The sequence below is a fragment of the Croceicoccus sediminis genome (assembly GCF_007570835.1).
Taxonomy (GTDB): Bacteria; Pseudomonadota; Alphaproteobacteria; order Sphingomonadales; family Sphingomonadaceae; genus Croceicoccus; species Croceicoccus sediminis.
This window is the reverse complement of record NZ_SUNC01000001.1, coordinates 906,819-920,261: the sequence shown is the minus strand read 5'-3', so window position 1 is coordinate 920,261 and position 13,443 is coordinate 906,819. Positions and strand designations below refer to the sequence as shown.

Here is a 13,443-nt window from a genome sequence, read left to right as displayed (position 1 = left end):
CTTATAACGTCAGCGAGCCAGATAGCCGCCGTCGACGACGACTTCGGACCCGGTCATGTAGCTTGCTTCTTCGGTCGCGAGGAAAGCGACCGCTGCAGCGATTTCATCCGGTTCGGCAAGTCGATTGACCGGCGTGGACGCTGCGACCTGGTCTTTCAGGTCCTGCGCCTTCTCCGCGACCCCGCGCGTCACCATGCGCTGAAACCCTTCGTCCAGCAGCGGCGTCTGGACGAAGCCGGGATGGACCGAGTTCGCCCGGATCGGAACGCCATAGGCGGCGAATTCGACGGCGCAGGCTTTCGTGAAAAGCCGGATCGCACCTTTCGACGCGCAATAGGCCGCGCTTTCGGGGAAGGCGACGAAGCCCATGACCGAACTCACGTTGATGACCGAAGACCCGCCCTTGCGGTCCTTGCCGCTCTTTTCCAGCAGCTTGAAACCATGCTTCACGCCCAGGAACGCGCCGTCGTTGTTGACGGCCTGAACCTTGCGCCAAAGCTCAAGGCTCATGTCCTGGATACGGCCCGTGCCGTCGATCCCGGCATTGTTGACCAGCACGTCGAGACGGCCATCATCCGCCTCGATCCTGGCCATCGCGTCGATCCACGACTGCTCTTCGGTTACGTCGAGGTGGACATAGGCCGCCCCGCCGTCGATCGTTTCAAGGGCGGCGGCAACCGCATCGTCGGTTTCGGGCGTCAGATCGCCGATCCATACTTTCGCGCCCTTGGCGGCAAGCTTCTGCGCCGCGGCAAGCCCGATCCCGCGAACACCCCCGGTGACGAGCGCGACGCGCCCGGAAAGTTCCTCGCTCATACGCCCGACATCCCGGCCGTGGTGGCACCGTCGATCGTGTATTCGCCGCCGGAGATGAATGCCGCCTCGTCGGACCCGAGGAAGGCCACCAGCGCGGCGACTTCCTCAACCGTGGCCATTCGGTTCAAGGGAGCCATCCCCTCGTACATGGCACGGGCGGCGGCGGGATCTTCCTGCGCGTTCATGATGCCGGTGATCATTTCGGTTTCGACCACGCCGGGCAGGATGGCGTTGACGCGGATCTTGTATCCGGCAAGCCCGCAGTAATTCGCCGCAGACTTGGCAAGCGCGACGACGGCGGCCTTGGTGACCGAATAGCCCATGTAGTTGCCCATGGCGCGATGCGCGTTCATCGAACTGTTGATGATGACCGACCCCGTCGGCCCGCCCGGATTGTCCTTCATGATGCGGATCGCGTGCTGCGTCGTCAGCATCGCGCCGGTCTGGTTGACGTCGATGATGAAGTTCCAGTTGTCGAGATCGATGTTCTCAACGCTGCCATCGCCCTTTTCGGTGCCCGCGTTGGCAAAGGCGATGTCCAGCCGGCCGAAATCCTTGCGGATCATCGCGGACAGTTCGTTCCACCCCTCGGCGTCCTGCACGCGGTGCGAGAAGAAGGTCGCGCCGGTCTCTTCGCAAAGCGGCCGTGCCACTTCTTCGCGTGAACCCGTGAAGACGACCTTGGCGCCATCGGCGGACAGCCGCCTGACGGCGCCAGCACCGATACCCGCCGTGCCGCCCGTCACGAGCGCCACTTTGCCTGCAAGCCTCTGGGACATTATCCTGCTCCAATCTTATCCTGCTTCCAGATTTGGCGGACTGGTGGCGAATGGCAACCTATGACTTCGGCAAGGTGACGCATGCCTTGCCAATGGCCAATGTAAGGCAAATGCCGGAGATTTCGTCCGGCGAACAAGAATCTAGAGGATCGAAGGCATGTCCGACATCGACGTCACGGAAAAGTTCGGCGAGGACCGCAGCGAAGGCATCAGCTGGAACGAGCTGATGGAACGCGATTCACGCCCTGCACCCGATATCCTGACCGAAGACGCATACCAGTATCGCGGGTCCGACCCGATCCCGGCAGAGCGTTACACGACCGAGGAATTCGCCCGGCTGGAGCGCGAACGCATGTGGCCATACGTCTGGCAGTTCTGCGCGCGCGAGGAAGAGCTGAACGAGCCGGGCGATTTCGTCGTCTATGAAAATGCCGGTCGCAGCTATCTCGTCGTTCGCCAGGATGACGGCTCGATCCGTGCGATGCACAATGTCTGCCTTCACCGCGGGCGCAAACTGCGCACCGAAGACGGTTCGGCGGACAAGTTCACCTGCCCGTTCCACGCCTTTACCTGGAACAAGGACGGGTCGTTCAACCACGCGCCGTGCCAGTGGGATTTCCCCCACCTGCAGAACAAGAACATGGACCTGCCCGATGCCGAAGTGGCCACGTGGCAGGGTTATGTCTTCCTGCGCGAGGAAAAGGGCGGGCCGAGCCTTGAGGAATTTCTCGCCCCGCTGCCCGATCACTTCAAGCGCTGGCGCCATGACGAGTGCGCGACCGTTCTGCACGTCGCAAAGGAAGTCCCGGCCAACTGGAAGGTCGTGATGGAAGCGTTCATGGAGGCCTGGCACACGATCGTCACGCACCCGCAGCTGCTGCCGTTCACGGGCGATTCCAATGCCGCCTACCGGACGTGGGGCGACAACATCAACGTGAACCTGGTGCCCTTCGGCATCATGAGCCCGCATATCCAGGAAGGGCAGGGCGAGCAGTGGATCGTCGACGAGTTCATCAAGTACAACGGCCGCTCTTCCGACAATTATGAAAGCGACGGCGATCCGATGGCCATCGCCGTTCCCGAAGGCAAGACCGCGCGCGAGGCGCTGGGCGACAAGATGCGCGAGGTCTATACCCAGACGACCGGCTACGACCATTCCGATGCAACCGATGCCGAAGTGCTCGACGCGCTGGTCTACAACGTCTTTCCCAACTTCGGGCCGTGGGGCGGTTTCATGCCCAATATCGTCTACAGCTGGTTCCCCGGTTCGACGCCCGACACCAGCGTGATGGACGTGCGCATTCTTGCCCGCGTCAAGAAGGGCGATCCCAAGCCCGCCGCCGCACCGCGCAAGTTCCTGACGCTGGACCAGAAGTGGACCGAGGCGCCGGAACTGGGCATTTTGGCCGACGTCTTCGAACAGGACATGGACAACCTGCCTTATGTGCAGGAAGGTCTCCACGCATCGAAGACCGGTGAGGTCCAGCTGGGCAATTACCAGGAAATTCGCATTCGCCAGTTCCAGGATACGATGATGAAGTACATCAACGGCGAACTTGGAGGGTTCAAGGCCTGATGGAGAAGATCGACCACGGGGCCGACCCGCTCGCCGATTGCACCGCGAAGGACCACCCCGCGCGGATCGACTGCGTGCTGATCGCGGGCGGGGTCTGGCATGACATCGATTTCGCGCGGCTGGAACTGCTGAAGCTGCTGGCCGAAGATCCCCGCGTTCGCACTCGCGTGTTCGAGGACTTCGAAAACGTCGAAGCCATCCGCGAAGCCGACATCCTCATCAGCTATACCTGCAACGTGAAGCCGTCGGACGCGGCGCAGGAAACGCTGCGCGACTGGATCGAGGCGGGCGGACGCTGGTACGCGCTGCACGGCACGAATTCGATCCTGAAGCTGATGGACGACGGCCTGTTCCACGCCCCGCGTGAGGCACAGATCTTCATGGAAGTGCTGGGCAGCCAGTTCATCACGCACCCGCCCATCGCGCCCTACACCGTGACGGTGGCGGACCCGGATCACGAACTCGTCACCGGGGTGGAGGCATTCGAGACGACGGACGAGCTCTACCACCTCGAAACGCACGGCGACCTGCATGTCCTTCTGGAAACCGAATGCACCGAGGAAGGCACCGGCTTTGCCGAGGCCGCCGATGCACCGGGCGTACACCCGGTCATGTACATCAAGCAGCGCGGCAAGGGCGCGGTCCTTTACAACACGCTGGGTCACTGCCGCGGGCATTACGATCTGCAACCGCTGGCCGAATGGTGGCCCACGGTCGACCGCTGCGCCTGGGAGCTTCCGGTCTATTACGACCTGCTGCGCCGGGGCATCGGCTGGATCAAGCGCCGCGATTGAGCGGCGGGCTGCCCGTACATTGCTGGCAGCGGCCTTTCAGGGCTGCTAGGTGAAAAGGCTTCGGGGCGAATGAACCCGAAGCCTTTTTCGATCGTTAGCAGGGTCATGAAGCTCAAGTTTGCCAGCTACAACATCCACAAGGCCGTCGGCCTCGACCGCAAGCGCGATCCCGATCGCATCCTCTCGGTCCTTCACGAAATCGATGCCGACGTGGTCGCCTTGCAGGAATGCGACCGGCGCTTCGGCCGGCGCGAAAGCGTGCTGCCACGGGCGCGGATCGAGGATTCGCCCTACCGCCCGATATCGCTGGGCATCCGGCCCGGCAGCCTCGGCTGGCACGGCAATACGTTCCTGCTGAAGAAGGACATCAGCGTGGTTGAGACCGATCCGCTGATCCTGCCCACTCTGGAGCCGCGCGGGGCCGTCCGTGTAGACATCGAATTTGGCGGCAAGCGCGTGCGCGCCATCGGCATGCATCTCGACCTTTCCGGATTCCGCCGCCGCCACCAGGTCGAGGCGGTTCTCGCGCATCTCGACGATTGCGAGCACGACTGCCCCACGGTCGTCATGGGCGATACCAACGAATGGTCCAGCACCGGCGGGATGCTGCGCCTGTTCCGCGACCGTTGGCATTCCCCCGACTGCGGGCCCAGCTTCCCTACGCGTCGCCCGCTGGCGCGGCTCGACCGTATCTTCGCCAGCCACCAATGGGACATGGTCGACAGCGGCGTGCATCACAGCCTATTGGCTTCGCGTGCATCGGATCACCTTCCCGTATGGGCGACGCTTTCGCTCAAAGCCTGAGCGCGCACCTGCACAAAAAATGGGCATGTTTCTTCGCATGCACGGAATCCGTGCGCAAATGTGAACGGAACGTTACCTCGTAGAAACGGCGCACAACCGCCGGTTTTCGCGTCCTCGGCAAATTGGCACGCACCTTGCAGAACAGCTGGCACCGGCAGACGGGCCGGCAGGCAACAAGGGGGCTGAGATGAAATTCATCATCGCCATCATCAAGCCGTTCAAACTGGACGAAGTACGCGAGGCACTTGGCTCGCTGGGCGTCGCAGGGATGACGGTTACCGAGGTTAAGGGTTTCGGACGTCAGAAGGGGCAGACCGAGATCTACCGCGGTGCGGAATATTCCACGAACATGCTGCCCAAGGTGAAGATCGAGATCGCCGCAAGCGACGCGCTTGCGCCGCAGATCATCGAATCCATCCAGCAGACCGCCAGCACCGAGGCCATCGGTGATGGCAAGATCTTCGTGCTCGACCTTGCCAGCGCCGTGCGTATCCGTACCGGCGAATCCGGCGACACCGCGCTTTGATACGAAGGGGAATCCCAATGGATCGTAACACCATCAAATGGGGCATGCGCGCGGTTGCTGCTGCTGCCCTGGTCGCGCCCGTCGCGGCTTTCGCACAGGAAGAGGCCGTACCGGCTGCCGAAATGGTCGGCGGCGGCACTGCCTACATCCTCAACACCCTCCTGTTCCTCATCGGCGGCTTCCTCGTCATGTGGATGGCCGCCGGCTTCGCCATGCTCGAAGCCGGCCTCGTGCGTTCGAAGAACGTCTCGATGCAGTGCCTCAAGAACATCGCGCTCTACTCGATCGCGGGCATCATGTTCTGGATCATCGGTTACGGCATCGCCTATCCGGGCGACTTCAACGGCTACTTCTCGTTCGGTTCGATCCCCTACGCCATGCAGGGCGTTGGTGAAGCCGACGTGGACACCGGCTACTCGGTTGCTTCGGACTGGTTCTTCCAGATGGTTTTCTGCGCCACCACGGCCTCGATCGTTTCGGGTACGCTGGCTGAACGCATCAAGCTCTGGCCGTTCCTGATCTTCACCGTGATCCTGACCGGCGTGATCTACCCGACCGTCGTTTCCTGGGAATGGGGCGGTGGCTTCCTTGACCAGATGGGCTTCTCCGACTTCGCAGGTTCGACGCTGGTCCACTCGACCGGTGGCTGGGCGGCTCTTGTCGGTGCGATCATCCTTGGCGCCCGTACCGGCCGCTATGGTCCCGATGGCCGCGTCAACGTCTTCCCGGGCACGAACATCCCGCTCGCAACGCTGGGTACGTTCATCCTGTGGCTCGGCTGGTTCGGCTTCAACGGCGCTTCGCAGCTTGCCATGGGCACCGTTGGCGACGTTTCGGACGTGTCGAAGATCTTCGTGAACACCAACATGGCCGCATGTGCCGGCGTGGTCGTCGCGATCATCCTGACGCAGATCATGTACAAGAAGGTCGACGTCACCATGGCGCTCAACGGCGCACTGGCTGGCCTGGTCTCGATCACTGCGGAACCGCTCACCCCGTCCGTCCCGATGGCGCTGCTCATCGGCGGTATCGGCGGCGCGATCGTGGTCTTCGCGGTCCCGATGCTCGACAAGCTGAAGATCGACGACGTCGTCGGCGCCATCCCGGTTCACCTCATGGCAGGTATCTGGGGCACGCTGGCGGTCTGCCTCACCAACGGTGACGTTCCGTTCATCGCCCAGCTTACCGGCGTTATCGCCACGGGCGTCTTCGTCTCGATCGCTGCCGGTATCGTGTGGTTCATCCTGAAGCTGGTCATGGGTCTGCGCCCGACCGCCGAAGAAGAACTGCTCGGTCTGGACAAGGTCGAGGTCGGCGTCGAAGCCTACCCGGAATTCGTCAACGGCTGACGATTTTCGAACACATGTTTTGGCGGGGTGGTTCCTCCTCTCCTCTCCCCACCCCGCCAATAACAACGTTCCTCCTGCGAACGTAACTTCTAGGGTCGGAAAGCCAGCCGCTTTCCGACCCTTTTTTATGATGCAATGCAGCGAAATCGGCACGGGCCGCTTGCCTATTGGCAAAAGTCATGCATCAGTGTTCCGCCCGGCAGCTTGCCGGAAATTGCAACAGGAGGGGCAATTTCGATGAAATATATCATCGCCATCATCAAGCCGCACAAGCTTGAGGAAGTACGCGAAGCGCTCGGATCGCTTGGCGTGGCCGGTATGACGGTTTCCGAGGTCAAGGGCTTCGGTCGTCAGAAGGGCCAGACGGAAATCTATCGCGGCGCCGAATACTCGGTGAACATGGTGCCCAAGGTGAAGATCGAGATCGCCACCTCGGACGCGCTCGCCCTCCAGATCGTCGAAACGATCCAGGGAACGGCCAATTCCGACGCTATCGGCGACGGCAAGGTATTCGTGCTCGACCTGGCTTCGGCTGTGCGTATCCGCACCGGCGAAACCGGCGACACCGCGCTCTAGCGCTTCAGACGGAGGGACACTTATGATCCGCAAGATGCTTTGCGGTGCGGGGGCGGCTGCGGGATCGCTGCTGCTCACCACAACCGCCTTCGCACAGGATGTGGCCGCGGCCGACCCTGTACCCAACCCCGGCAACAACGCCTGGATGATGACCTCGACCCTGCTGGTCCTGCTCATGATCCTGCCCGGCCTTGCCTTGTTCTACGGCGGCCTGACCCGTTCGAAGAACATGCTTTCGACTATGACGCAGATCGGCGCCACGGCATCTCTTGCCATGCTCGTCTGGGTCATGTGGGGCTATTCGCTGGCCTTCGGCGACACGAGCTATGAAGGCACCCTGGGCCTGTTCATTTCGGGCGGCAGCTATTTCCTGTCCGGCACCGATGCGAGCAGTGTCGCACCCACCTTTACGGACGAGGTGATCAGCAAGTACGTCTTCATCAGCTTCCAGATGACCTTTGCGGCCATCACCGCGTCGCTGATCCTGGGCGCGACGGCGGAACGCCTGAAGTTCAACGCGGTCATGCTGTTCGTGCCGATCTGGCTGACGATCGTCTATTTCCCGATCGCGCACATGGTCTGGGCGGGCGGCGGCCTGCTGTTCGAAGACGGCGCTCTCGACTTTGCGGGCGGGACCGTGGTGCACATCAATGCGGGCGTTTCGGGCCTGATCCTGGCCTATCTCCTCGGCAAGCGCCGCGGTTTTCCCAGTGAGCCGATGCCGCCCCATTCGATGACGCTGACGATGGTCGGAACGGGCCTGCTCTGGGTGGGCTGGTTCGGCTTCAACGCCGGGTCTGCGCTCGAGGCTGATGGCTCTGCCGGTCTTGCCATGATCAACACTTTCGTCGCAACGGCGGCGGGTGCGCTCGCCTGGATGGTGATCGAACGTCTTGCCGGTCACAAGGGGTCGGCGCTGGGCTTCTGTTCGGGCGTGATCGCCGGTCTTGTCGCGGTTACGCCGGCGGCCGGTAATTCCGGCCCCTTCGGCGCGATCCTGCTGGGCATCGTCGCATCGGCGGTCTGCTACTTCTTCGTCGCCAAGGTGAAGGTGAAGTTCGGTTATGACGATTCGCTCGACGCCTTCGGCATCCACGGCGTGGGCGGCATCGTCGGCGCGATCGGTACGGCGGTCGTCTACCAGCCGTTCCTTGGCGGCCCTGGCGACGGTTCGGTCAGCGTGTTCGATCAGCTGGGCGTTCAGGTCTTCAGCGTCGTGGTGACGATCGTTTGGGCCACCGTCGGCACCCTGATCGCCGCTTTCATCGTGAAGGCCCTTGTCGGCCTGCGCGTGTCGGAAGAGATCGAGCTCTCGGGTCTCGACATCGGAGAGCACGGCGAACGCGCCTACAACGACTGATCCCCCGCCGGATCGGTTCAAAGAAAAAGGGCCGGAGGTTCGCCTCCGGCCCTTTCTCGTTTGGGGAAAGCGTTGTCAGCTTCCGGCGCTGAGCATGTCGATCAGCTGGCGAATGGGCGAAACGTCGTATCCCGCGCCGGATGCCTTCGACGAGATCACCGCCGGATTCTTGCCTGCCTTCGCCTCGGCCAGCGCCCACAGAAGGGTCGAACGCGTGCCCGACCGGCAATAGGCGAGAACCGGGCCGTCCGCCTTGTCCAGTGCATCGCGCATGGCGTCGACCTGTCCTTGTCCGAAACCGGCGTGGGTAATCGGGATCGCGACGTAATCGATCCCGGCGGCCCTGGCTGCTGCCTCGATCTCGGCGCCCGGCGTCTGGTCGGGCGATTCGTCTTCGGGCCGATTGTTGACGATGAGCGAGACGCCCAGCGCCTTTGCTTCGGCAACGTCGTTGGTGGTGATCTGGGGGCTGGCATAGATCGTGTCGTCGATCTGGCGGAACTGGCTCATGCGGTAACGTCCTTCAGGGGATTGGCCTTGGTACGGCGATTGCGCTGGATCATGTGGGGAAGCTCCACGCCGACGGAAAAGCCCGTGGCGCCGGGCCTGTGAATAGGTGCGAGGATACCCATGCGGCGGGTTTCTGCCGCCCGTCAGGCATCTTAGCAAGCAATCTCGATGAACCCAGACGTGTGTTTTTCGTACCATCGTATCCGGAAAATGGCGACGAGGGCGTAAATTGTTCGCCAATGGTTCCCAAATGCCTTATAACGCCGGTCCGTCAGGGGCCGTTGCACGAGGTTTCGGTCCGACGTCGTCGGTTACTGTCCGTCCGCAGGCCATGGCGATCGAGGGAAGGGCGAGAGTTAAGGTACGCTTAGATTTATGGGTTATGACAGAGGTCGGCGCGGTCGTGGCCGCGACAAACGCGATGGTTTCGGCGAAGACAATTTCGATCCGTTCTCGCAGGGCGGGTTCGGAGGCGATCAGGGCTTCGACAATCGTGGCGGTGGCGGTGGTTACAACCGCGATCGCGGCGGATTTGGCAACGACCGCGGTGGTTACGCTGGTGGCGGTGACCGTGGCGGCTTCGGCGGCGGTGACCGTGGCGGTTTCCGCGGCGGTCCGGGCGGCGGCGGCGGCGGTGGTTTCCGCGGCGGCGGCGCTGGTGGCGGCGGTGGCCGTATGCCCCCGCAGGTCGTCGGCACCGGCAAGGGTACTGTAAAGTTCTTCAATTCGGGCAAGGGCTTCGGCTTCATCCAGCGCGATGACGGCGGTGAGGACGTGTTCGTCCACATCAGCGCGGTCGAACGTGCGGGCCTTGAAGGTCTGGCCGAAGGGCAGGAACTGGAATTCAACCTCGTCGATCGCGGTGGCAAAATTTCGGCCAGCGACCTGCAGGTCGTGGGCGATGTCATCCCGGTCGAGGCAAAGCCCGCAGCGCCGCAGCGCGAGCTGACTGGCGACAAGGCTGTCGGCACGGTCAAGTTCTTCAATTCGGTGAAGGGCTTCGGCTTCATCACCCGCGATGACGGCGAGCAGGATGCTTTCGTCCACATCAGTGCGGTCGAACGTTCGGGGCTTTCGCAGCTGAACGAAGGCGACCGGGTCGAGTTCGATCTCGAGGTGGACCGCCGGGGCAAGTACTCGGCCGTGAACCTGGTGCCCGTGCAGGGCTGAAGCCAACGGCGAAATCCGGCGCGACGGTTGATTGACCGAGCAGTCCGGATTTCCTAGATGCAGAAAAATGGCGGTTCCCATCGGGGGCCGCCATTTCTCTTTTGCAAATCGTCAAGAGGATCCGCTGAAATGTCGATTACGCCCCTGATGCCCGTGTACCCGCGCTGTGACGTACGGCCGGTGCGAGGCGAGAACTGCCACCTCGTTTCCGAGGATGGTCGGCGATTCCTCGACTTTGCGAGCGGTATCGCGGTGAACCTGCTTGGCCATTCGCATCCCGGCCTGATCGGCGCGATCCAGAAGCAGGCCGAAACGCTGATGCACGTGTCGAACCTCTACGGCAGTCCGCAGGGTGAATCGCTGGCGAAGCGGCTCGTCGACCTGACCTTTGCCGATACCGTGTTCTTCACCAATTCGGGCGCGGAGGCGGTCGAAACCGCGATGAAGACCGCGCGTGCCTATCACCAGCACGAAGGCAATGACGAACGCTACGAGATCATCACCTTCAAGAACGCCTTCCACGGGCGGACGATGGCGACGATCAGCGCCTCGAACCAGGAAAAGATGCACAAGGGCTTCATGCCGTTGCTTCCCGGTTTCAAGTACGTCGAGTTCAACGATCTGGAAGGTGCCAAGGCCGCGGTAGGTCCGCACACGGCAGCGATCATGGTCGAACCCGTTCAGGGCGAGGGCGGCATTCGCGTTGCGGACGACGCCTTCATCAAGGGCCTTCGCGAACTGTGCGACGCCAATGACCTGATGCTGATCTTCGACGAGGTCCAGTGCGGCGTTGCGCGTACGGGCACTCTTTACGCCTATGAACAGCTTGGCGTGGAGCCGGACATCCTCGCAACCGCCAAGGGCATCGGCGGCGGCTTCCCGATGGGTGCCTGCCTCGCCACCGAAAAAGCCGCACGCGGCATGGTCTTCGGTACGCACGGCAGCACTTATGGCGGCAACCCGCTTGCCATGGCGGCCGGCGAGGCCGTGCTCGACGCCGTGGCGAACGACGAATTCCTCGCACATGTCCGCTCGATGGGCGAAAAACTGCGTGGCAGGCTCGAACAGTTCATCGGGAATTATCCCGAACTTTTCGAAAGCGTGCGGGGCATGGGCCTGATGCTGGGGGTCAAGATGAAGGTCGAAAGCCGGCCTTTCGTGGCGCATTTGCGCGATCATCACGGTCTGCTGACCGTGGCTGCGGGCGACAACGTAGTCCGCGTCCTTCCGCCGCTCGTCATCGAAGACGCGCACATCGACGAATTCATGGAGAAGCTGTCCGCCGGGGCCGCTGACTACAAGCCATGAGCGTGCGGCACTTTCTCGACCTTTCCGATGCGGGGGGAGATGCGGTCGCGGCGATGATCAACGACGCCATCGATCGCAAGGCTGCGCGGGTCGACCTGCCCAAGGGCGCGATCGATGCGGATGCGCCGCTGAAGGGCCGCGTGCTGGCGATGATCTTCGAGAAGAACTCGACCCGCACGCGGGTTTCGTTTGACATGGCTATCCGCCAGTTGGGCGGCAGTTCGATCATCATGGAAGCCGGCAGCATGCAACTAGGCCGCGGGGAAACCGTGGCCGATACCGCGCGCGTGCTTTCGCGCATGGTCGACGCCATCATGATCCGCACGGACGATCACGCCAAGATCGAGGAACTGGCCCGCCATGCGACGGTCCCTGTGATCAATGGCCTGACCGATCGTTCGCACCCATGCCAGATCGTGGCCGATCTGCTCACGCTGGTCGAACATGGCAAGGCGTTGCCGGGTCTTGAGGTCGCCTGGTTCGGGGACGGAAACAACGTTCTGCACTCGATCCTCGAAGCGGCCGCGCTGATGAAGTTCAACGTCCGCTATGGCGTGCCCGAAGGCTATGAGCCCGAGAGCGAGTTCGTGGAAATGGCGCGCCAGCAGGGGTCGAAGGTCACGCTGTGCCGCGACGCGGCCGAGGCGGCGGCAGGGGCCGATGTCCTCGTCACCGATACCTGGGTTTCGATGGGGCAGGCCGAAGCCGCCGAAAAGCTGGCCGCCATGCGTCCCTACCAGGTCAATGCGGATCTGATGGCCCACGCCAAGGACGACGCGGTCTTCCTTCACTGCCTGCCCGCGCATGTCGGGGACGAGGTCAGCAAGGACGTGTTTGAGGGCAAGCACTCGGTGGTCTGGGACGAGGCGGAGAACCGCATCCACGCCCAGAAATCCGTCCTGCGATGGGCCTTCGGCCAATTATGAGCGATCCGGCATCATCGATGCAGGGCGAAACCGGATTTGACCGCGTCCTGGCCTTCACCCTTCCTTCGAGGGATGCGCGTGGGCGTGCTATCCGGTTGGGCCCCTCGCTCGACCTGATTCTGTCGGCACACGATTATCCGGCGGCGGCGCGAAACCTCCTGTCGGAAGCGCTGGTGCTTTGCGCGCTCATCGGTTCGCTGGTGAAGGACGGCGGGCAGCTGACGATGCAGGCACAGGCACCGCAGGGCGCAGTGTCCCTCCTGGTGTGCGATTATCGCGGGGGAGAGCTTCGCGGATATTTGCAGCACGATAAGCAAGCGCTTGAAGACCTGGGCGCAAATCCGGGCCTAAAGGCGCTTTTCGGCGAGCAATCGTTTCTCGCGATCACTTTCGATCTTGCAACTGGCGGCCGGTATCAGGGTGTCGTACCGCTTGACGGTGCAACGCTGAGCGAGGCTTGCGAGCTGTATTTCAGGCAGTCGGAGCAGGTGCCATCGGTCCTGCGCGTGGCGATCAGTTCCGAAGGCGAGCACACGATTGCCGGCGGCGTGCTGATCCAGCACCTGCCCGATGGCGAGGAAGGCCGCGAAAGGCTGCATGTCCGCTACGACGATCCCGATTGGGAGCATGTCGCAGTGATCGGGGGAAGCGTCCGGCATGCGGAACTGGTCGATCCGGCCTTGTCGATGGAAGCCATCGTCTGGCGTCTGTTCCACGAGGAAGACACCGTGCGCGTCGAACCGCTGGACCATATCACGCGCGGCTGTCGCTGTACGGTCGAGCACTACAGCGACGTGCTTTCGCGGTTTTCCGCGGATGACCTTGCCGAGATGCGGGAGGCCGACGGATTGATCCACGTCGACTGCGCGTTCTGCTCGAAGGTCTTCACCCTCGACTTGTGAGGCCGTTTGCGCCCTTGCACCGGGCGTGGCCGCGTCCTAGCTGCACG

15 protein-coding genes are annotated in these 13,443 nt (G+C 62.6%); 11 read left to right on the top strand and 4 right to left on the bottom strand.

Annotated elements, in window-relative coordinates; all coding sequences use genetic code 11:
* Positions 1 to 9: 9 nt before the first annotated feature.
* Positions 10 to 816 carry an SDR family NAD(P)-dependent oxidoreductase gene (locus FAX90_RS04340; RefSeq protein WP_144095851.1) on the bottom strand — a complete coding sequence of 269 codons (807 nt, stop codon included), beginning with the start codon at positions 814 to 816 and terminating at the stop codon, positions 10 to 12.
* Positions 813 to 1,595 (bottom strand): SDR family oxidoreductase, encoded by a 783-nt coding sequence (locus FAX90_RS04335; RefSeq protein WP_144095849.1) that lies wholly within the window; start codon positions 1,593 to 1,595, stop codon positions 813 to 815. The genes FAX90_RS04340 and FAX90_RS04335 overlap by 4 nt, the downstream gene beginning before the upstream one ends.
* A 157-nt stretch (positions 1,596 to 1,752) precedes the next feature.
* On the opposite strand from FAX90_RS04335, the gene FAX90_RS04330 reads away from it, so the two are divergent.
* The 7 genes from FAX90_RS04330 (at position 1,753) to FAX90_RS04300 (ending at position 8,580) form a co-directional block, all read left to right on the top strand.
* On the top strand, positions 1,753 to 3,171 hold the full coding sequence (locus FAX90_RS04330) for an aromatic ring-hydroxylating oxygenase subunit alpha (protein WP_144095847.1): 1,419 nt from the start codon (positions 1,753 to 1,755) through the stop codon (positions 3,169 to 3,171).
* Positions 3,171 to 3,965 carry a ThuA domain-containing protein gene (locus FAX90_RS04325; RefSeq protein ID WP_144095844.1) on the top strand — a complete coding sequence of 265 codons (795 nt, stop codon included), beginning with the start codon at positions 3,171 to 3,173 and terminating at the stop codon, positions 3,963 to 3,965. Before FAX90_RS04330 ends, FAX90_RS04325 begins: the two co-directional genes overlap by 1 nt.
* A 105-nt stretch (positions 3,966 to 4,070) precedes the next feature.
* Complete coding sequence (locus FAX90_RS04320; protein WP_144095843.1) at positions 4,071 to 4,769, top strand: endonuclease/exonuclease/phosphatase family protein; 699 nt, start codon at positions 4,071 to 4,073, stop codon at positions 4,767 to 4,769.
* 187 nt (positions 4,770 to 4,956) lie between these two features.
* Positions 4,957 to 5,295, top strand: a complete 339-nt coding sequence (locus FAX90_RS04315) for a P-II family nitrogen regulator (RefSeq protein WP_066765395.1) — start codon at positions 4,957 to 4,959, stop codon at positions 5,293 to 5,295.
* Between the two features lie 17 nt (positions 5,296 to 5,312).
* On the top strand, positions 5,313 to 6,644 hold the full coding sequence (locus FAX90_RS04310; protein ID WP_240704708.1) for an ammonium transporter: 1,332 nt from the start codon (positions 5,313 to 5,315) through the stop codon (positions 6,642 to 6,644).
* Between the two features lie 237 nt (positions 6,645 to 6,881).
* Positions 6,882 to 7,220, top strand: coding sequence for a P-II family nitrogen regulator (locus tag FAX90_RS04305; RefSeq protein WP_144095841.1), 339 nt, complete (start codon positions 6,882 to 6,884; stop codon positions 7,218 to 7,220).
* A 22-nt stretch (positions 7,221 to 7,242) separates the two neighbouring features.
* Positions 7,243 to 8,580 (top strand): ammonium transporter, encoded by a 1,338-nt coding sequence (locus FAX90_RS04300; protein ID WP_144095839.1) that lies wholly within the window; start codon positions 7,243 to 7,245, stop codon positions 8,578 to 8,580.
* A gap of 75 nt (positions 8,581 to 8,655) precedes the next feature.
* Here FAX90_RS04300 and FAX90_RS04295 read toward each other — a convergent pair whose 3' ends face one another.
* Together FAX90_RS04295 and FAX90_RS16880 are read right to left on the bottom strand one after the other, a co-directional pair.
* Positions 8,656 to 9,090 carry a protein tyrosine phosphatase family protein gene (locus FAX90_RS04295; protein WP_144095837.1) on the bottom strand — a complete coding sequence of 145 codons (435 nt, stop codon included), beginning with the start codon at positions 9,088 to 9,090 and terminating at the stop codon, positions 8,656 to 8,658.
* On the bottom strand, positions 9,087 to 9,212 hold the full coding sequence (locus FAX90_RS16880) for a hypothetical protein (protein WP_276612165.1): 126 nt from the start codon (positions 9,210 to 9,212) through the stop codon (positions 9,087 to 9,089). The genes FAX90_RS04295 and FAX90_RS16880 overlap by 4 nt, the downstream gene beginning before the upstream one ends.
* 253 nt (positions 9,213 to 9,465) lie before the next feature.
* Here FAX90_RS16880 and FAX90_RS16875 point away from each other — a divergent pair, with 253 nt between their 5' ends.
* The 4 genes from FAX90_RS16875 to hslO all read left to right on the top strand — a co-directional run bounded on the left by FAX90_RS16875 (position 9,466) and on the right by hslO (position 13,396).
* Positions 9,466 to 10,260: a cold-shock protein gene (locus FAX90_RS16875; protein WP_144095835.1), complete on the top strand. Its 795-nt coding sequence runs from the start codon at positions 9,466 to 9,468 to the stop codon at positions 10,258 to 10,260.
* 129 nt (positions 10,261 to 10,389) lie between these two features.
* Positions 10,390 to 11,568: an aspartate aminotransferase family protein gene (locus tag FAX90_RS04285; RefSeq protein ID WP_144095833.1), complete on the top strand. Its 1,179-nt coding sequence runs from the start codon at positions 10,390 to 10,392 to the stop codon at positions 11,566 to 11,568.
* A complete protein-coding gene (argF, locus tag FAX90_RS04280) occupies positions 11,565 to 12,494 on the top strand; it encodes an ornithine carbamoyltransferase (RefSeq protein WP_144095831.1) in 930 nt (309 codons plus the stop codon). Before FAX90_RS04285 ends, argF begins: the two co-directional genes overlap by 4 nt.
* The gene (gene hslO / locus FAX90_RS04275) at positions 12,491 to 13,396 is read left to right on the top strand and encodes an Hsp33 family molecular chaperone HslO (protein WP_144095830.1); all 906 of its coding nucleotides are present in this window, start codon (positions 12,491 to 12,493) and stop codon (positions 13,394 to 13,396) included. Before argF ends, hslO begins: the two co-directional genes overlap by 4 nt.
* The last annotated feature ends 47 nt before the right edge of the window (positions 13,397 to 13,443 follow it).